The sequence below is a fragment of the Sinisalibacter lacisalsi genome, from assembly GCF_014640115.1.
GTDB classification, from domain to species: domain Bacteria; phylum Pseudomonadota; class Alphaproteobacteria; order Rhodobacterales; family Rhodobacteraceae; genus Sinisalibacter; species Sinisalibacter lacisalsi.
Genome location: NZ_BMGI01000004.1, coordinates 71,964 through 90,465 on the forward strand (window position 1 = coordinate 71,964; position 18,502 = coordinate 90,465).

Here is an 18,502-nt window from a genome sequence, read left to right on the forward strand (position 1 = left end):
CCCATCAGCCCAAGGGGAAGCCCCATGCATCGCACAACCCTTCGCACCGTTCTTCTTGCCGGCACCGGCCTTGTCGCGATGACCGGCGCGGCCCCTGCGGAGGAGTATGCCGCACCGCTGATCGGCACCTACATTTCGCGCGCGCAATTCCCGAATCCGTACGCCCATATTCCCGCCCAGTGCTATATCGAGACCGCCGGCGGCACTCAAAACCCTTGCCAGGTTTGCCATACCGATGGTCTGGCCGACCGCAGTTTCGGCAACAACGCGCCGCAGGGCGGGGCTTCGCCCTTCATCGGCGATCTCACCGCCGAATACGCCTTTGCCGCGCTGAATTATCCGTTCCAGCCCAACGGTTCGATCAACCCGTGGGAAAACACCCTGTTCCCCGAGAAACTGCGCGCTGCCGTAACCGAGGCCGGGCATGACCCGGCCGCCTGGGACATGGAAACTTGGGTCCGGCAAGACAACTGGACCGCCGCCGCCGTGCGCCGCCCGGGTGATGCGCGCGACTGGGACAGCGGCGCGAAGGACGATCCGTTCCGCCTGTTCCCGGCGCTGTCGCCCGCCGACCTGCCCGCCGATGCCGATGGCTTCGTGCGCTCGGGCCGCGAAGTGGGTGCGTTCTTCAACGACGGGCGTGGCTGGATCACCGGTTGGCGGTCAGTCAATTTCGTCCCCCACGGAATATTCACCCCGCTGACCGGCTCGGTCTCCGGCATCTACATTCGCCTGCCCGACCGCTTCATGCGCGATGCCGAAGGGCGGTATGATATCAAGACCTATGCGGCCAATCTCGACCTCGTGGCCGCTGCTGTGTCCGACCATCTTCCCCAGGACGCGCCTACCACCTATCAGGGCGCAGCCGCAGACATTCCGGTGCAGCCCGGCCTTTACCCGCAGGGAACCGAGTTCGCCCACCCGCTGCACTACGTCGATACCGCCGCCGACGGCAGCGAGGGCGCCCCCGGCCGCTTCCCTGGCGCGCGCGCCGACCGGGTGAAAGAAATCCGCTACATGTACAAGATCAGGGCGTTCGACCCCGACTATGCCGGCCCCGAGATCAAGGAGGAAAGTGCCCCCGCCTATGCCAACCGCAAAGAGGGCTGGATCGACAACGGCGCGGGCTGGATCCTTGCCGGCTGGATCGAGGACGCAGGCGGTGCGCTGCGCGCCCAGACACCCTCGGAACTGGTGCAATGCGTGGGCTGCCATTCGGGGCATGAACCGCAGCGCGAAACCGGGGGCCATGCAACCTTTCAATCCGGCGTGGGCGTGACCATCGACGGCACTTGGGCGATGCCGCGCCGCCTGCCCGGCGAAGCCGGCTGGGGCGAGATGACCGCGATGGGCTATCGTGCGCCGGCCGATGCCGACGCGGTGGGCACAGCAGCCTATCCCGACCCGATCAACCGCGCTATGGCGACGGGGGAGTTTGCGCATTTCCTGGAAAATGTCGTGGGCGTAAGCCTTTACGGCGATATGCCGGCCAGCGTCGAGGCGTTCCTGTCGAACACGATCCGCGCGCAGAGCGGCTATTCCGCCGATTGGCCCGCGTTGGAAACCGCGTCGGCAGAGGCTTACGTGGAAACCCAGCGCCTTCGTGCCCGGCTCTTGAAAGAGTTGACCGCGAACGGCGCGTATCAGGATACCGAGGGTAACCTGGTCGGCGCGTTGCTTTATCCGCCACGATCCTCCGCGCTTGAAGCCGCGCGGGGCTACCGCATGGTCGTGGCCACCCAGCGATTTGATTTCGGCAAGGATGTGTTCCCCGAAACGCCCGTGACTTTCCGCTATTTCCGCGAACCCGAGACCGCATTCGCCCATCAGGATGGCCGCCCCTACGAGGTCGGCGAGACTGTCGTGGACCGCCCTATCGACGAGGATCGCACAAGCCTGACCTGGGGCGTAGGCATCGCGCCGACGGAAATCACAGACTCGCCCGACTACCAACCGATCCTCGACTACTTAGCCGAACATGCGGGGCCAAACAGGTGATGCCGACGACGGCCAAGCCTGAACTTGCCGCCGTCTCAAAGAGATTTTCCGGCAGGCTCGAACACGCTGTACCAACACTGACGAACTGTCGGTCGCGTCCGGAATGGTTGTCTGTTCTAGAGGAACTGCCACGCAGCGCAAATACCTCACTAAAGGGCGGGAGTGGGCCGTCCGTGAAGACGGCCCATGCCTTTAGATTTCGATAGCTTCGGCGATAGCCAGCGCATCTTCAAGCTCAACGCCAAGGTATCTGACAGTGCTGTCCATCTTGGTATGGCCCAACAACAGCTGGACTGCCCGAAGGTTGCCCGTTTTCTTATAGATTTGGGTCACCTTCGTTCGCCTCATCGAGTGCGTGCCATAGGCGCTGGCCTCCAGGCCAATGGATGTCACCCACTCACGGACAATACGCGCGTACTGGCGGGTCGAGATGTGAAGCCGTTCGTGAAAACGACCAGGCCAGAGGTATTCGGATCCGACCATGAGCGGCTCCCGCATCCACCTTGCGAGCGATGCCCGCGTGCCTTCTGAGATTTCGAAGCGGACGGGTTTCTGCGTCTTGCTCTGCAGAACCGACGCGCGTTCCTTGATTTGGCCTGACGCCATGACATCGACCACCTTCATCTTCACCAGATCGCAGCCGCGCAGCTTGCTGTCGATGGCAAGATTGAAGAGGGCCAGATCACGATGGTTCTGGGCCAGCTCCAGACGCACCCTGATCGCCCAGACGTGTTTGGGCTTGAGCGGCCTCTTCTGGCCGACAATTCGACCTTTGTTCCAGGCTGGGCGCAACGCGCGGATAGCGGGTAAGTTTGGTGTTTCCATGATGGTTCCTCCGATCCACCACGCCCCCCCCCACATCGACAACCCGACGTTGACAAGACATCATATCACACAATGCTGCACCGCACCCGAGGTCGGCTTCGAGCCCAGAGCGGACAGCGTTCTCGCTCAGGAAAAAGCAGTTCGCTCACCTACTTTTTTTTTCTGGTGGACCGTCTGCAAGCCTCCAGTGCGCCTGGTAGACCACGCCCGAGTTGATCGAGTCATCCGCATTGCGTCGATGATCTGGAAAGGCTTCGATGCCCGCGACGACCATGCTGATAGGCAAGGCTTCGCTGAGAAAGATTTGGAAGGCATTGTCGCGTGTGACCTGTATTCGGTTCGGACGGTCCAGCGCACCTCGATAGAGACCAATTTCCGGAAACCGCTCACCGGTCACCCACAGCGCGGAACCGCATTCTCCACAGAAGTGCCGTTTCAACCGTTTTCCGCTGCCGCCGAGATGTACGAATGTAGTGCTTTCGCCCTCGACCAATCGGAACTTGTCACGTTTGAAAAGTAGCTCGTGATTCACCTCAGTTCCCAACGACATCTGGCAAGATCGGCAGTGACAGACAACGACGAAGTCGGGTTTGCCATCCGCCTCGAACCGAACGGAGCCGCAAAGGCAACCGCCAGTATGAGGTCCTTCGGTCGGGTCGAGATCGTCGTGCAGAATATGAGCTTCAGAGACCACTTCCTGCGCAACAGAACCATCGGCTGGGTCGCAATGCCCGCGATATGCACGATAGCCAGCGGGCGTCACTGTGCCGGACTGCGCACTCTGCAGGTAAAGAAACAGGAGTGTTTCAGAACCGTAATCTACCGACTGTGGTCGGTCGAGCGACGTCGTGATGATGTTTTGAGAGTCGGGATACCTTTCGAACGTCATAAACAGGTGCGTGCCGCAATCCTCGCAGAAGTGGAGAAAGACCTTCTTGCCACTTCCCTGTGAGATATGCGTGTAGGTCTTGGGGTTTCCTTTGACGACTTCTATGTCACCTCTGAAAAAGCAATGTTCGAGGAGATACGGGCCTCCCGTAAATTTCTGGCAGAACCGGCAATTGCAGACAAAAGCATTGGCCGTGTGCTTGACGGTTCGATATCTGACTCGGCCGCACTGGCAGCCACCAGAGTGACCATCGGCGAAGTCTCGTTCCAAAATTTGTTCCCCTTGAACAGGCTTTCGAAAACTCAAGCGAAGCTAGGGCTTCGCCCCCAAGGCTAAGCAGCACGGACCGGCGTGTCAAAGTCTCTGCTGTCTCGAGGACCCAATCAAATCGAGGCGAAGTCCGAGAAGGAGTCATTCATCAGGGCTTTCCATGCGGCTTACATGAACGGCGGTCATGTCCCGCTCTGCCATCATTCGCCGATTGAAAATGCTGCGCGAGGCATGAATGGCCGCTTCGACGGGCCGCACCGCAGCATTGGGCTGGGTCGACCAGCGGCGGCTCTGGGCCGGTCGCGTCGCGAAGGGCGACCACAGTTCGCATCTTTGCACCGGCGGCGTCCTGCCATTAAGGTCGGTTGTTCCGGGCGACTCTAAGGGCAGCTATTGTGGGTGCTGCAGGTGTTACCCAGCACGGTTGCAACGTAGCTCCGCGCTCGAAGTTGTCATGATGTGGGAAAAACTTGTGCGAGGTGAGTTTAACCTGTGAGTGGGAAAACAGATCGGCCTGGGCAGTCTCTGAAGGCATCTATTGGAAATACGCATACGGTTGATACACAGGCACGGGAATGTAAGTCGGTCGGACTGACTGGGCTGCGATTATGGCGCTGTCGTCCGTCTTTGTGGCTTCACAAGCGAATGTGTGGATTTCCTCAGCGCTGAGGGGGCTGACTGCATTGCCACCTTTGTAGTTGGCGTATTTTCCAAACTTTGCGCAGTGCTGCACGGCGATTTCGCGAGCTTCCGGTGTAAGTGTCAATACTTCGTCATACGCCTCATAGCGCACCGCAATGCCGTTTGCCGACGCATGATGCAGAACTGGCGGAGTCGCGGCGCAGGCCGCCAATGCCGGAACAGCGACTGCAAGATAGATGATCTTCAATTTGTTCTCCTTGGGTTGCGGGTCAGGTGGGCGACCGGCAAAGTGCGCTAGCCGTGACAGGTGGAACGTTGCATTGATCCTTAACGCAAGTAAAGTGTCTGTCGGCGTATTCCAACCTATCGAAGCCGGAGCTTTCGACTACGCGAGAAAGTCGCCCCCGCTTTGCGGTGGATTTCGACCGGGCCGGGGAGAAATCTCGTATCGCCGCGCCGTTCTCCGCTATAGATCCGTCCAAATCGGCCTTGGGGCGCTGCTAAGGCACCAAAGTGCTCCGCAGGTAGAAATCAGCACGACCCGCAGCCCCGATCCCCCGTAGACGCCAGTCATCGGAGGGGGAGCGGGGCGGCACTCTATGCCCCCCTTGTTCCAGCATACATTTACTGACACCCCTACCGGCACTTCGGCGGCTTGGTGTGCGTCGCAATCCTGTGAGCGCGGCATAGCCGGAAGTCGTGGGTTTGGGCTAGCAGAGGTGGGTGCTGGTCAGTTGCATTGAATTCTTGGAAGTCAATCGAAAAAGAGACCTGCCCATCTTTGACGGGCATTTTCTATCTGAAAAGTTGCCCAAAAGTCACAAATCTAGCATGCAGTTACTGACACTCTCCAGCCAATTCCAACACGAAGGTTCGCGGCCTGCTTGCCGCTGAATCAGGCCCGGTCTAGATTCTTCCCTATAACAGTTTGCATGGGCGACTTGAGCACATTCAGCCAAATCGGATGCGCGAACTTTAAGTGATAGAAGGGCCTGCGGGTTGGTGAGAGATGGCAACGACAAACATAGAACAAAAAGCACTTGGCTTGCTGAACGCGTTTGAGCAAGCCGGAAAAGCGGTAAGTCGTGTCACAGTGGAGGGCCGAAAGATCGAAATCGTACTCTCGGCACCCAAAGTAGAAGACGAATTCGACAGGATTGATTTGCGCCATGACCAAACGTGAGCTTCCCAAGCACGTCTACCGGCAAAGAAATGGGCTTTATTTTCAGCGCCGCGGCTGGTCTTCCCAAAAGTTCCGAAGTGAATTCGGGACGCCGGAATTCTGGCAAGAGTACGCGGAAATTCTCAACGGAGATAGGAAGCCTGTGCGGGTGAGTTCGTGCACCTTTGATGCGTTGATTTCAAGCTATCGCGCCTCGCCGCGCTATAGGCACCTCAAGCCTCGGACAGCGCTCGACTATGATAAATACCTGGACTTCTTTCGGTCCCGTATGGGCGCGGCGAACCCAACCAAAATGAAACGTAAGGACGTGATCCGGCTTCGGGACACAAACGCGACCAAACCCTACTTCGCCAACTACTCGCTGCGCGTGTTGCGGGTGCTCATGGAGCATTGCGTCGATCTCGGCTGGCGCGACGACAACCCGGCCAAGGGTGTGCCGGAAATCAGGGTCAAGACCACGAAAGAGCGCGAGCCTTGGCCGCGTGACCTGCTCGCGGCCTACCGCGCGAGGTGTCCGATCAGCTCGCGGGAGCGGCTAGTGATGGAGCTGTGCGTTGGCACTGGCCAACGGATCGGTGACGTGTTGGAAATGCGGTGGTCCGATATCGAGGATGGGTCGGTCTTCGTGCGCCAGAACAAAACCCGCAAGGAACTGTGGGTGCCGATCCTTCCTGAACTTCAAGAGGCGCTTGACGCGGCCAGCCGCCATTCGGTCTTCATCGTGACCAATGAGCGGGGCACTAATCGCTGGTCCTATCGCGGGGCCTCGCAGGCTGTGCGCAAGGTGCGCGCCGAGATCGGCGCTTTGGACTACGACATTCACAGCTGGCGCTACAACGCCGCGACGGAGCTGCTCGAGGCCGGGTGCGCCGACGATCTGATCGCCGCCGTGACCGGGCAAAGCCCGGCGATGGTGGAGCATTACACGCGCAAGATTCGCCAGAAACTTCGTGCGGCGCAGGCGCAGCAGATGCGAACGGAACAAAAACGGAATGTTTAGACAGATGTTTAGACGCACTGGGCAATGCCCGGCTTCTGTCGTCTAACCCATTGAAAGATTGTGGAGGCGAGTACCGGAATCGAACCGGTGTGCACGGATTTGCAATCCGCTGCGTAACCACTCCGCCAACTCGCCGAAGCCAGTCGGCATTTAGCCCAAGCCGGGGAGCGGTGCAAGGGGCGTGATCTGTCGCCGGGATGCCGCAGCCGGGGCGATTGCGCGTCGGGGCGTGTTGCGGGGGGCGCGGATTCGTGGCAAGAGAATCCGACCCCGTAGCAATGGCAGTCCGGCAGGTTCAGACATGAGCGATTTTCAAGCCCTTCGCACGATGATGGTCGACACCCAGGTGCGCCCCTCCGACGTGGCGAAATACCCCGTTATCGAAGCCATGCTCACCATCCCGCGCGAGGTGTTCGTGCCGGACTCGCTGCGGTCCGCCGCCTACGCCGACACCGCGATCGATCTTGGCGCGGGCCGCGCCATGCTCGAGCCGCGCACGCTCGCCAAGTTGCTCGACGCGGTCGATATCGGCGATGACGACATGGTGCTCGATCTGGGCTGCGGGCTGGGCTATTCGGCCGCGGTGATCGCGCGGATGGCCGATTTCGTCGTCGCGATGGAGGAAGATGCCGGCCAGGTCGACGAGGCCGAGGCGCGGCTGAGCGCGGCCGGGGTCGACAACGTGGCGGTGATTGCCGGCCCGCTCGCCGAGGGCGATGCGCGCCATGGCCCCTACGACGTGATCGTGGTCGAGGGCGGGGTCGAGACGCTGCCCGAGGCGCTGGCCGACCAGCTCAAGGAAGGCGGCCGGATTGCGGCGATCTTCATCGAGGGACGGGTGGGGGCCGTGCGCATCGGCCACAAGCAGGATGGCCATGTTTACTGGCGTTTTGCCTTCAACGCCGGCGCCCCGGTGCTGCCCGGGTTTGAAAAAGTGACGGAGTTCGCGCTCTAGGGCGTAACAGATCTGCGCGTTCGCTGCGCGCCAAGACGAAGGACGTTCGCAATGCGACTGAGTGTCAAACGGATCGCCGCCGCCGCGCTGGCCTCGATGCTGGCCTTCGCCCCGGTGTCCGGCAGCGCCGAAAGCCTCTCTGACGCACTGGTCTCGGCCTACCGCAATTCCGGCCTGCTCGCCCAGCAGCGCGCGCTCCTGCGGGTGCGCGACGAGGATGTGGCGGTGGCCGTGGCTGCCACCCGCCCGGTGCTGAACTACGCGCTGAGCTCGACGTGGAACCTGACCGACAACGCCCTCGGTGTCTCGACCTCGCTCACCAACAGCCTCAGCCTCTCCTCCAGCCTCACGCTCTACGATTTCGGCCGGAGCCAGATGCGCATCGACCTTGCGCGCGAGAACGTGATGATGGCGCGCGACGCGCTGGTGGGGGTGGAGCAGAGCGTGCTGCTGCGCGCGGTGAAGGCCTTCCTCGATGTGCGCTCGGCGCATGAAACGGCGATGTTGCAGGCCAACAACGTGCGGGTCATCACCGAACAGCTGCGCGCCGCGCGCGATCGGTTCGAAGTGGGCGAGATCACCCAGACGGAGGTTTCGCTGGCAGAGGCCGCGTTGGGCGGGGCCAAGAGCGCCGAGGCCGCTGCGCGGGGCCAGTTGATGATCGCGCGCGAGGAATACAAGGCCGCGATCGGCCATTATCCCGACGGGCTGCAGGTGCCCCCGGCGGCCCCGATGGCGGCGAAAAGCCTCGACGGCGCCAAGGCCATGGCCCGCAGCCGTCACCCCGACGTGCTGTCGGCGCGCCGCTCGGTCACTGTGGCCGAGATGTCGACCGAGCTCGCCCGCCGGTCGATGCTGCCGACGATGTCGGCCGATGCCTCGCTGTCGCGGAGCTTCACCGACCCGACGACCCCGCCGACCGGTGCCTTCAGCACCAATGCGCGCGTCGGTGTGACCCTGTCGGGGCCGATCTACCAGGGCGGCAAGCTGTCGGCGCTCTACCGCCAGGCCAAGGCCCAGACCGAGGCCGCGCGCGCCGCGTTGCACATCGCCGCGCAGGGTGTTGAACAGCAGGTCGCCAATGCCTGGGCGCAGCTTGCGGTGGCGCAGGCAAGCCTGCGGGCGACCGATCAGCAGATCCGCGCCAACCGCGTGGCGCTGAGGGGTGCGCGCGAGGAGCAGGCGCTCGGCACCCGCACCACGCTCGACGTGCTCAACTACGAACAGGATCTGCTCGACGCGCAGGCCGCCCGGATCCGGGCGCAGGCCGACCAGTATCTCGCGGTCTACACCGTGCTGTCGGCCATGGGTATGCTCACGGCCGATCACCTCCGCCTCGGCATCGCGAGCTATGATCCCGAGGCCTATTACCGCGCGGTCAAGGATGCCCCGGTGTTCGAGGTGAGCCCGGAGGGCAAGCGGCTTGACGCTGTGATCGAGGCGCTCGGGCGGAAATAACCGCGCATTTCTTGGCCCCCGTTAAGGGTTTGTTTGCCAAAGCGTTGTGTGATGGCGGGGCGCTGGCTATGCTGCTCTACAAGGTGAACAGGGAATCTGCGATGTCCGAACCCGTATCCAATGCTGAAATCGAGGATGTTCTGTCGTCGATCCGCAGGCTCGTGTCGGAGAACGCCGGGGCGGGCCGCCGGGGCGACGCGGCGCAGGGCGCCCCCGAAAAGCTCGTTCTGACACCGGCGTTCCGCATCGACGAAGGCGAAGCGGAGGACGCGTCGGTTGCAGCGGAGGAGAGCGAGGTTGTGTCTCTCGATCGCGATCGTTGGACAGATGGCGGCCCTGAGGCGGTGGAGGAAGCCGTCGCCGCCGCGGTCGAGGATCTGGCCGGCGTGCAGGTTGACGACGAGGGCGCGGACCCGGTCGCGCAGGCGGGCGAGGACACCGCGATCGAATCGCCGCCGTCGGATGACGCCGCCGAGTTTGACCCGGCAACCGATGCCGCGCCGGAGAGCTACCAGTCCGAACTCGAACGCCGGATCGCCGAACTCGAAGCGGTGATCGCGCGCAGCGCGTCGGATTTCGAACCCGATGGCAGCGAAGACGATGCGATGGATGACCCGGTGATGTTCCACCACGGGGTGGAGATGGCCGAAGCCGAGCCCGAAAACGATATGGACGCGCCGGTCGATGACGCGGCGGACGAGGCCGGGGACCGGACGCGGCCCTGGACGGCGGAAAGCTTCGCCACGCCCGGAGAGACCGGGCAGCCCGAGTTCGCCGACGACGAGACCGGGGCGACCGACGAGGCACCGGCGGAAGAGTTGGCATCCTTCGAGGATGACCTGGTCACGCCCGAGGCACTGCATGCCGCCGGGGAGGCGGGCGCTGCGGATGCGTGGGAGGATGTCGAACCCACCGACGAGCCGGGCGAAGACGAAGACGCGGAAGCGGTGCTCGACGAGGATGCGCTGCGCGAGATGGTGTCGCGCATGGTGCGTGAAGAGCTGCAGGGATCGGTTGGCGAACGCATCACCCACAACGTGCGACGCATGGTGCGCCGCGAAATCGCCCGCGCTTTGGCGCTGCAGGACTTCGAGTAGACCGGCGCGGCCCGCTCACCCCGGGCCATCCCCCGTCGTAACCCCCGAAACAGCTGAACGGCGTTGGCTGGGCAATGGCGCACGAACGGCTTTTGTCCTTCCCCCGGACATACACCGGCGGCATCCGGCACGGCGCGCCACCGATCTCCTCGCCACGGTGCCGGCCCGAAGGTGGCGCGGCGGATCAGACCTCGCGCGCCAGCGCCAGCAGGGCGTCGAGGTCGATATGCGCCTCGATGTGTTCGGCCAGGGCGTTGAGCGTGGCGTCGAGCGCCTCGGAATAGGCAAAATCGGATGATCCCGCTCCGAGCTTGGCGAGAAAGGCGCGGCGGAACGCGTCGGAGGTGAACAGGCCGTGCAGGTAGGTGCCCATCACCCGCCCGTCGGCGCTCGCCGCCCCGTCCGTGCGCCCGTCAAGCCCGAGCCAGCCACGCGCCCGGTCGGGCCCCTCGGTCTGGCCGAGGTGGATCTCGTAGCCTTCCACGAGGTCGCCCGATGGCAGGTAGGTGGCGGTGGTCCGCGCCAGCGTCTTGGCCGGTTCGAGGCGGGTGGTGACGTTCAACAGCCCGAGCCCCGGCGCATGGCCCGGCGCGCCTTCGATCCCGTCGGGATCGGCGATCTCGGCGCCCAGCATCTGGTAACCGCCGCAGATCCCCAGCACCCGCCCGCCGCGCCGGACATGGGCGGCGAGGTCGATATCCCAGCCGTTGCGGCGGAAATCGGCGAGATCGGAAATCGTGCTTTTCGAGCCCGGGATCAGCACCAGGTCGGCGTCGCCCGGCAGCGCCCGGCCCGGCTCGATGATTTCCACCTGAACCTCCTGCTCCGCCGCCAGCGGATCGAGATCGTCGAAATTGGCGATCCGCCCGAGCCGGGGCACCGCGATCTTGATCGTGCCGCCCGGACGCAGGGTGGCAAGGTCCATCACGTCTTCGGCGGGCAGCCGCCATGCCTCGGAGAACCACGGCAGAACGCCGAGATCCTGCCAGCCGGTGCGGGTGGATATCTCGGTGCGGCCGGCGTCGAACAGCGTCACGTCGCCGCGAAACTTGTTGACGATGAAGCCGCGGATGCGGTCGCGGTCGGCGGCGGGCAGGATGGCGTTTGTGCCGACGAGCTGGGCGATCACGCCGCCCCGGTCGATGTCGCCCACCAGCACCACCGGCAAATCGGCGGCCTCGGCGAAGCCCATGTTGGCGATGTCGCCCTCGCGCAGGTTGATCTCGGCCGGGCTGCCGGCCCCCTCGACCAGCACCAGGTCGACGCCCCCGGCCAGCCGGTGAAAGCTTTCCATCACTCGTGGCAACAGTTCGGCCTTGGCGCGGCCATAGTCGCGCGCGCGCATGGTGGCGAACCGTTTGCCCTGCACGATCACCTGCGCACCGGTGTCGGTTTCGGGCTTGAGCAGCACCGGGTTCATGTCGATCAGCGGTTCGAGTCCGGCGGCGCGCGCCTGCAATGCCTGCGCCCGGCCGATCTCGCCGCCATCGACGGTGACGGCGGCGTTGTTCGACATGTTCTGCGGTTTGAACGGGGCGACGGAAAGCCCCCGCCGCAGGGCCGCGCGCGCGATGCCGGCGACGAGCAGGGACTTGCCCACGTTCGACCCCGCGCCCTGGATCATGATCGACCGTGTCATGGCATCCTCCCCCGTGAAAAGTTTACCGCTGGTCCCGGCAAAAGAAAAGCGCGCCACAATGGCGCGCCTTCCTTGTCGTCTGCATACTTGCGTGGGGGTCAGGCCGCTTCAGCCGCCTCTGCGGCATGGCGCCGTTCGCTTTCCTCGCGCGACAGCGCCACGGAGGTGCGCACACCTTTGCCGACGAATTCCATCAGGCCTTTCACAACACGCTCGTTCGGGTCGATCCCGGCGCAGGACAGCACCTCGCGGCCATCGCGCGAGCGGGCCCAGCGGGCGATCTGCTCGGGGCCGTTGCCGTACTTCTTGTCATCGGCGATCGCATCGTCGAGCGCCGCCAGAACGACGGCGGCAAAGAGTTTACGCGCACGGTTGCCCTGTTCGTGGTTGAACGCGGTACCGTCAACAGTGTCAAACATTCGGCGTCCTTTGTTTTTCTTGCTCTTGTGATTTCGGGCGTGATGGCCAATATGACGTTTCCTCGCCGATTCGATATCCCCCCAGGCGCATGACTGCCATGCTCTGGGCGCATACCTGAGAAGCGAGGGCACCATATTTGGCCCGCTTGCTTCGGGCGAACCGCCAAGATATAGGTGCCGCCGAATAAACGTCAACCTTTCGACACGGTTTTGCCCCATGCCAAAGATCAACGGAAACGAGATACGCCCCGGTAACGTGCTGGAGCATAACGGCGGCCTCTGGGTGGCCGTGAAGGTCGATCACGTCAAGCCCGGCAAGGGCGGTGCCTTTGCCCAGGTCGAGATGAAGAACCTGCGCAACGGCTCCAAGCTCAACGAGCGCTTCCGCTCCGCCGACAAGGTCGAGCGCGTGCGGCTCGAACAGAAAGACATGCAGTTTCTCTACGAGACCGACGGCATGCTGGTGTTCATGGATACCGAGACCTTTGACCAGGTCGAACTGCCCGCCGATATCCTCGGCGAGCGCCGCCCCTTCCTGCAGGACGGGATGACGATCCAGGTCGAGTTCCACGAGGCCGAGGCCCTGAGCGCGGCGCTGCCGCAGAAGGTGACCTGCACCATCGAGGAAACCGAGCCGGTGGTGAAGGGCCAGACCGCCGCCAACAGCTTCAAGCCCGCGCTGCTTGACAACGGCGTGCGCGTGAGCGTGCCGCCCTTCGTCGGCCCCGGCGAGGCGATCGTGGTGAACACCGAGACGATGGAGTACGCCGAACGCGCCTGACGGCGCTGTCGCGGCCACAGATTGAAGCCCCGGTCCCGTGCCGGGGTTTTTTCATGCCCTGGCGGCGGTGAGGAAGCCTTCGGCCATGGCATGATAGCCCGCGCCGAACAGCCGGACGTGCACCAGCGCCGGAAACAGCGAGTAGACCGCGCGGCGCAGCTCCCAGCCCGGGGCGAGCGGGCCGTAGGCTTGTGTGAAACCCGGCCCCGGTCTGCCGAAGAGATGCAGCATCGCGAGATCCACCTCCGCGTCGCCGTGGTAACAGGCCGGGTCGATGAGGTGGAACCGTCCGCCGGGGCCGGCGAGCAGGTTGCCCATCCACAGATCGCCGTGCAGCAGCGCCGGGGGCGGGGCCTCGGGCAGAAGATCGGCAAGGCGCATAGCCAGTCGCTCGACGCGTGCCGCGAGGCCCCGGGGCAGGTGCGTCAGGAACGGCAGGAGCCTGCGCCCGGCCCAGAAACTTGGCCAATCGTCGGCGGGCGCGTTGGGGATGTCGACCGCGCCGAAGGCGTAATCCTCGGGCCAGCCATAGCCCGCGCCGGTGCTGGCGTGGAGGGTGGCGAGATCGCGCCCGAAGGTTGCCCAGGCGCTCGGGCCCGGTGCGGCTTCGTCCAGCGCCTCCATCAGCAGCACGTCGCCGGCCACGCCCCACACCCGCGGGGCAGGGGCGCCGGCACCGGCCATGGCGGCCAGCATCCGCGCTTCCCGGGCGACCATCGGCCCGGTCTTGGCGACCACGTCGCGCCCGTCATCGAGCGTCAGCCGCACCACCTCCGACAGATCGCCGCCGTGCAGCGGGCGGCGGGAGACCGGCCGCGCCTTCAGCACTTCGGCGCAGGCGGCGGTCAGGGCGTCCATGTCACCGTGGCGTCGCCCGCCCGCATCGGACCCTTGGCGCGGTCGAAGCGCAGGTAGGCGATGGCCTTGTCGCCGGCAACGGTGGTGAGCTGCCCCGCCTCCTTGCCGTCTTCGGTGGTGATCGCCGTGCCCGCTTCGGCGGTGCCATCGAGATCGACGGTCACGAAGCCCTTGCGCAGCTCGGTCTTGTGCTTCATCCGCGCCGTCACTTCCTGGCCCACGTAGCAGCCCTTGCGGAAATCGACTCCGTGCAGCCGCTCGAACCCGGCTTCGAGGATGAAGGTGTCGGGGCCCAGTTCCGCCCCGGTCTCGGGAATGCAATGCGCCACCCGGATCGCGTCCCAGTCGATCTCGGGGGCGTCGCCGGGCGCGTCGGTGTAGAGCCGCCAGCCGAGCGCAGGGTGGCGCGGATCGGCATGGGCGCCCGCCGGCGGCGCGCCGAGGCCGCGGATGACATGCAGCCTGTCGTCTTCCTCGATCGTCACCTTGGCGCGCAGCTTGTAGAGCGCGAGCCTCTGGGCCACGGCCGGGGCGAGGTCGGCGGCCACGTCGAGCAGGATCGACTCGCCCTCCGGCACGAGGAAGAAATCGGCGATATACTTGCCCTGCGGCGTGAGCAGGGCGGCGTAGACCATCTGGCTCAGGCCGGTCACGTTGTTCGACACCACCCCTTGCAGGAAGGCCTCGCGGTCCTCCCCGCCGATCCTGAGCAGCTTTCGGTTCGCTTGCATCTCGCCCATGATTTCCTCCTGTTGCGCGTCCCTGCCAATATAGGTGCGCGGGCGGCAGAGGGAAGCCGGGGAGATTGACGCGGGCGCGGACCGGGCCTAACGCTTTCTGGCCCGATTCAGGAGATTGCAATGACGCTTGCCCACGGCCGCCCCTATCTCGCCATTCCCGGCCCTTCCGTGATGCCCGACCGCGTGCTGAACGCGATGCACCAGCCCGCGCCCAATATCTACGAAGGCGCGCTGCTCGACATGGTGGCGGGGCTGGCGCCCGACCTCAAGGCGGTGGCGCGCACGTCCGGCCACGTGGCGATCTACATCGCCAACGGTCACGGCGCCTGGGAGGCGGCGGCGAACAACACGCTGCGCCCGGGCGAGAAGGTTCTGGTGCTGGTCACCGGCCGGTTCGGCGCCGGCTGGGGCGAGGTCTTCACCCGGCAAGGGGTGGAGGTGCAGGCGATCGACTTCGGCAAGCGCGCGACGGTGGACCCGGCGCAGCTGGAGGCGGCGCTGGCGGCGGATGCGGCCCACGAGATCAAGGCGGTGGCGGTGGTGCATGTCGATACCGCGACGAGCGTGAAGAACGATATCGCCGCCGTGCGCGCGGTGATGGATCGGCTTGGCCACCCGGCGCTGCTGATGGTGGATTGCATCGCCTCGCTGGCGGTGGACCGCTTCGAGATGGATGCCTGGGGCGTCGACGTGATGGTGGCGGCGAGCCAGAAGGGGCTGATGACGCCGCCGGGGCTCGGTTTCGTCTTCTTCAACGACAAGGCCGCGGCGCGGCAGGTGGAAAGCCCGAGCTTCTACTGGGACTGGGGGCCGCGCGCGAACCCGGCGATGTTCTACCAGTATTTCGGCGGCACCGCGCCCACCCATCACCTGCTCGGCCTGCGCGCCGCGCTCGACATGATCGCCGAGGAAGGCGGGATCGAGGCGGTCTGGGCGCGGCACGAGAAACTCGCGCGCGCCGCCTGGGCCGCGTTCGAGGCCTGGGGGCAGGAGGGCCGGCTGGAGCTGAACATCGCCGATCCGGCGCTGCGTGCGCACGCGGTCACCGCCCTGCGCATCGGTGGCGACGACGGCTCGCGCCTGCGTGCCTGGGTCGAGCAGAAGGCGGGGCTCACGCTCGGGATCGGGCTGGGCATGGCCGAACCGGACGATCCGGCCTGGCACGGGTTTTTCCGGCTCGGGCACATGGGCCACATCAACGCCCACATGATGATGGGCGCGCTGGGGGTGATCGAGGCAGGGTTCGTGGCGCTCGGCATCCCGCACGGCAAGGGCGCGCTGGCAGCGGCGGCGGCGGTCATCGCGGAGGCTTGAGTTGCCGCCCTCGATGCACTTTTCGAACAATTTGGCCTGATCCTGTCGTGTCAGGCCAGGTAATCTTTCACTATTCCTGCATTTCCCGCGCAGCGGCGAGCGCCTTGGGCAGAGCGCTCGCGAAAACGTCGAGCATTTCCGGCGTGCCGGCCGAAACGCGGATGCAGCGATCGAGCGGGGCGACGCCGGGCATCCGCACGAAAACGTCGCGCTCGGCCAGTTCCTCCAGCACCCGGCGCGCGAAGGCGCCATCGCCGCCGCAATCGACGGCGACGAAATTGGTGGCCGAGGGCAGCGGCTTGAGCCCGTTGGCGGTGGCGATCTCGGCGATCCGCCCGCGCGCGACCGACACCTTGGCGCGCACTTCCGTTAGCCAGTTGCGATCTGCGAGCGCCGCCAGCGCCCCGGCCTGGCTCACCCGGGACAGGCCGAAATGGTTGCGCACCTTGTCGAAGGCGGCAACCAGCTCCGGCGCGCCCAGAGCGTAGCCCACCCGCGCCCCGGCGAGGCCATGGGCCTTGGAGAAGGTGCGCATGCGGATCACCCGCGGATCGTCCGGGTCGACCTCGGGCGCGGTGCCTTCGGGCGCGAACTCGATATAGGCCTCGTCGAGCACCATGAGCGTGCCCTCGGGCAGCGCCTCGATCATTGCCGTGATCCGCTCGGCGCCATGCCAGGTGCCCATCGGGTTGTCGGGGTTGGAGATGTAGACGAGCTTGGCCCCGGTCTCGCGCGCGGTGGCGATCAGCGCGTCGGGGTCTTCGCGGTCCTGCGAAAAGGGCACGGTGACCAGCTCGCCGCCGAAGCCGGTGACGTGGTAATTGAAGGTCGGGTAGGCGCCGCGCGAGGTGACCACCTTGTCGCCCGGGGCCACGGTGAGGCGCACGAGGTTGCCGAGCAGCCCGTCGATCCCCTCGCCGATGGTCAGGTGCGCCGTGCCCACCCCCAGCTCGGCGGCCAGCGCCGCCTTCAGCTCGAAGCTTTCCGAATCGCCGTATTTCCACGTGTCCGCCGCCGCCTCGCACATCGCCGCCACGGCATGGGGCGAGGGGCCGAAGACGCTCTCGTTGGCGCCGAGCCGGGCGCGGAACGGGCGCCCGCGCGCGCGTTCAAGCGCCTCGGGGCCGACGAAGGGCTCGCTGGCGGGAAGCGCGGCGACGAGCGGGGTGAAGCGGGGTCCGTGTGTCATGCCCGCATTTCGCCCGAAAGCGGGGCCGGGGGCAAGGGGGGGGCGCGCCGCGCTTGCAGGCCGGGCGGCTGCCGTCCTAAGATGAGGGGCAACTATCGACGTGGGGAAAGGCGATGAAAACGAGGTCAACCGGGCGTTTCGCCCTGGCCGCGCTGTTCGCCCTCGCCACCGCGGGCGCGACGGCCCAGGGCCGCAGCTTCAGCGCCGAAGGGTCCGACACGATCATGGGCGTCGGCGCGCGCCACATCGCGATGGGCGGCACCGGCACCGCCACCGCCGACGACCCGCACGCGGTGTTCTACAATCCCGCCAGGCTCGCCGGCATCGACTCGGTGATCGTCAGCGGCACCCGCCAACTCGACGCCACGCTCCGGCCCTACACCTTCATCGGGGCGACCCTGCCGATTGACCTGTTTTCCGACGCGGGCCTCGATCTCACCTTCGGCGTGGCGCGCTACAACCGGGTGCACGCGCGCTCCAGCGGCGCCTTCGGCGCGGGGGAGCCCGAGAGCATCTTCCTGCGCCTTCTGCTGCCCGGCATCTCCGGCACCTTCGACGGCGATATCGATTCCAAGACACTGGTAAACCGCTTCGCCGTCGGGCTGCGGCACGAGGCGATCCCGGGGCTGAGCATCGGCGCCAACGTCGACTGGATCGACTGCAAGACCGAAACCTGCGGGGTTCACGGCACCTCGAACGGCTTCGAGAGCCGCTCGGTGCACGCCACGGCGCTGAGCTTCGGCCTCGGGGTGAGCTATGAACTGACCGAGCGCCTCACGGTCGCGGCCTCGTTTTCCGACATCGCCACCACGCTCGACGTGAGCACCATCGTGACCGACGACAACGGCACGCGTGCGAGCGGGTTCCAGGCCGACCTGCCGCGCAAGCTGAACATCGAAGCCGCCTTCGCGATGACCGACCGGCTGCTCTTCGCCGCGGGCTACCAGAAGTTCTGGGGCACCTACGGCAATTACGCGCTCAATTTCGAAACCGTCCACGCCGGGGTGGAATGGGCGCGCAGCGACGCCCTGACCTGGCGCGCCGGGTTCTGGGCGCCGCTCGACCTTTCGGCGACCAATGGCTTGAGCTTCAACCCGCCGTTCCCGCTGGCGCCGACGCTGGGCATGGGCTGGCGCTGGGGCGCGATAACGACCGACCTGGCGCTCTACGCCCATCCGCTGATGACGATGCACGAGAAGGCGCCCGCGCTGTCGGCCGACCTCACGGTCAGCTACCGGTTCTGAG

At 65.3% G+C, this 18,502-nt stretch carries 17 protein-coding genes and 1 tRNA gene; 9 read left to right on the forward strand and 9 right to left on the reverse strand.

What is annotated here, in order from left to right; all coding sequences use genetic code 11:
* Positions 1 to 24: 24 nt before the first annotated feature.
* A complete protein-coding gene (locus IEW01_RS12330; RefSeq protein WP_188528118.1) occupies positions 25 to 1,998 on the forward strand; it encodes an Aq_1262 family (lipo)protein in 1,974 nt (657 codons plus the stop codon).
* 192 nt (positions 1,999 to 2,190) lie between these two features.
* Here the strand turns inward: IEW01_RS12330 and IEW01_RS12335 are convergent, their stop codons facing one another.
* The 3 genes from IEW01_RS12335 to IEW01_RS12345 form a co-directional block, all read right to left on the reverse strand.
* On the reverse strand, positions 2,191 to 2,823 hold the full coding sequence (locus IEW01_RS12335) for a tyrosine-type recombinase/integrase (protein ID WP_188528120.1): 633 nt from the start codon (positions 2,821 to 2,823) through the stop codon (positions 2,191 to 2,193).
* A gap of 145 nt (positions 2,824 to 2,968) precedes the next feature.
* Positions 2,969 to 3,982 (reverse strand): GFA family protein, encoded by a 1,014-nt coding sequence (locus IEW01_RS12340; RefSeq protein WP_188528122.1) that lies wholly within the window; start codon positions 3,980 to 3,982, stop codon positions 2,969 to 2,971.
* A gap of 535 nt (positions 3,983 to 4,517) precedes the next feature.
* On the reverse strand, positions 4,518 to 4,871 hold the full coding sequence (locus IEW01_RS12345; protein ID WP_188528125.1) for a hypothetical protein: 354 nt from the start codon (positions 4,869 to 4,871) through the stop codon (positions 4,518 to 4,520).
* Between the two features lie 762 nt (positions 4,872 to 5,633).
* Here IEW01_RS12345 and IEW01_RS12350 point away from each other — a divergent pair.
* Together IEW01_RS12350 and IEW01_RS12355 are read left to right on the forward strand one after the other, a co-directional pair.
* Complete coding sequence (locus IEW01_RS12350) at positions 5,634 to 5,807, forward strand: hypothetical protein (RefSeq protein WP_188528127.1); 174 nt, start codon at positions 5,634 to 5,636, stop codon at positions 5,805 to 5,807.
* The gene (locus IEW01_RS12355; protein ID WP_188528130.1) at positions 5,794 to 6,807 is read left to right on the forward strand and encodes a tyrosine-type recombinase/integrase; all 1,014 of its coding nucleotides are present in this window, start codon (positions 5,794 to 5,796) and stop codon (positions 6,805 to 6,807) included. Before IEW01_RS12350 ends, IEW01_RS12355 begins: the two co-directional genes overlap by 14 nt.
* Before the next feature lie 61 nt (positions 6,808 to 6,868).
* Here IEW01_RS12355 and IEW01_RS12360 read toward each other — a convergent pair.
* Positions 6,869 to 6,942, reverse strand: a tRNA-Cys gene (locus IEW01_RS12360).
* Between the two features lie 166 nt (positions 6,943 to 7,108).
* Between IEW01_RS12360 and IEW01_RS12365 the strand changes: the two genes are divergently transcribed.
* From IEW01_RS12365 to IEW01_RS12375, 3 genes are all read left to right on the forward strand, one after another.
* Positions 7,109 to 7,762 carry a protein-L-isoaspartate O-methyltransferase family protein gene (locus tag IEW01_RS12365; protein WP_188528132.1) on the forward strand — a complete coding sequence of 218 codons (654 nt, stop codon included), beginning with the start codon at positions 7,109 to 7,111 and terminating at the stop codon, positions 7,760 to 7,762.
* Between the two features lie 51 nt (positions 7,763 to 7,813).
* The gene (locus IEW01_RS12370; protein ID WP_188528134.1) at positions 7,814 to 9,220 is read left to right on the forward strand and encodes a TolC family outer membrane protein; all 1,407 of its coding nucleotides are present in this window, start codon (positions 7,814 to 7,816) and stop codon (positions 9,218 to 9,220) included.
* A gap of 101 nt (positions 9,221 to 9,321) precedes the next feature.
* Positions 9,322 to 10,317, forward strand: coding sequence for a hypothetical protein (locus IEW01_RS12375; RefSeq protein WP_188528136.1), 996 nt, complete (start codon positions 9,322 to 9,324; stop codon positions 10,315 to 10,317).
* Between the two features lie 184 nt (positions 10,318 to 10,501).
* Here the strand turns inward: IEW01_RS12375 and IEW01_RS12380 are convergent, their stop codons facing one another.
* A complete protein-coding gene (locus IEW01_RS12380) occupies positions 10,502 to 11,956 on the reverse strand; it encodes a cobyric acid synthase (RefSeq protein ID WP_188528138.1) in 1,455 nt (484 codons plus the stop codon).
* A 98-nt stretch (positions 11,957 to 12,054) separates the two neighbouring features.
* Positions 12,055 to 12,375 carry a DUF6280 family protein gene (locus tag IEW01_RS12385; protein WP_188528140.1) on the reverse strand — a complete coding sequence of 107 codons (321 nt, stop codon included), beginning with the start codon at positions 12,373 to 12,375 and terminating at the stop codon, positions 12,055 to 12,057.
* Between the two features lie 217 nt (positions 12,376 to 12,592).
* On the opposite strand from IEW01_RS12385, the gene efp reads away from it, so the two are divergent.
* Positions 12,593 to 13,156 (forward strand): elongation factor P, encoded by a 564-nt coding sequence (efp, locus tag IEW01_RS12390; RefSeq protein ID WP_188528142.1) that lies wholly within the window; start codon positions 12,593 to 12,595, stop codon positions 13,154 to 13,156.
* Between the two features lie 51 nt (positions 13,157 to 13,207).
* Here the strand turns inward: efp and IEW01_RS12395 are convergent, their stop codons facing one another.
* Together IEW01_RS12395 and ygfZ are read right to left on the reverse strand one after the other, a co-directional pair.
* A complete protein-coding gene (locus IEW01_RS12395) occupies positions 13,208 to 14,014 on the reverse strand; it encodes a fructosamine kinase family protein (protein WP_188528144.1) in 807 nt (268 codons plus the stop codon).
* Positions 14,002 to 14,754: a CAF17-like 4Fe-4S cluster assembly/insertion protein YgfZ gene (gene ygfZ / locus IEW01_RS12400; RefSeq protein WP_188528146.1), complete on the reverse strand. Its 753-nt coding sequence runs from the start codon at positions 14,752 to 14,754 to the stop codon at positions 14,002 to 14,004. Before ygfZ ends, IEW01_RS12395 begins: the two co-directional genes overlap by 13 nt.
* A 120-nt stretch (positions 14,755 to 14,874) precedes the next feature.
* Here ygfZ and IEW01_RS12405 point away from each other — a divergent pair, with 120 nt between their 5' ends.
* Positions 14,875 to 16,068: a pyridoxal-phosphate-dependent aminotransferase family protein gene (locus IEW01_RS12405; RefSeq protein ID WP_188528148.1), complete on the forward strand. Its 1,194-nt coding sequence runs from the start codon at positions 14,875 to 14,877 to the stop codon at positions 16,066 to 16,068.
* 70 nt (positions 16,069 to 16,138) lie between these two features.
* Here the strand turns inward: IEW01_RS12405 and IEW01_RS12410 are convergent, their stop codons facing one another.
* Positions 16,139 to 17,257 (reverse strand): pyridoxal phosphate-dependent aminotransferase, encoded by a 1,119-nt coding sequence (locus IEW01_RS12410; protein ID WP_188528150.1) that lies wholly within the window; start codon positions 17,255 to 17,257, stop codon positions 16,139 to 16,141.
* A 113-nt stretch (positions 17,258 to 17,370) separates the two neighbouring features.
* Between IEW01_RS12410 and IEW01_RS12415 the strand changes: the two genes are divergently transcribed.
* The gene (locus IEW01_RS12415; RefSeq protein ID WP_188528153.1) at positions 17,371 to 18,501 is read left to right on the forward strand and encodes an OmpP1/FadL family transporter; all 1,131 of its coding nucleotides are present in this window, start codon (positions 17,371 to 17,373) and stop codon (positions 18,499 to 18,501) included.
* Position 18,502 lies beyond the last annotated feature (1 nt).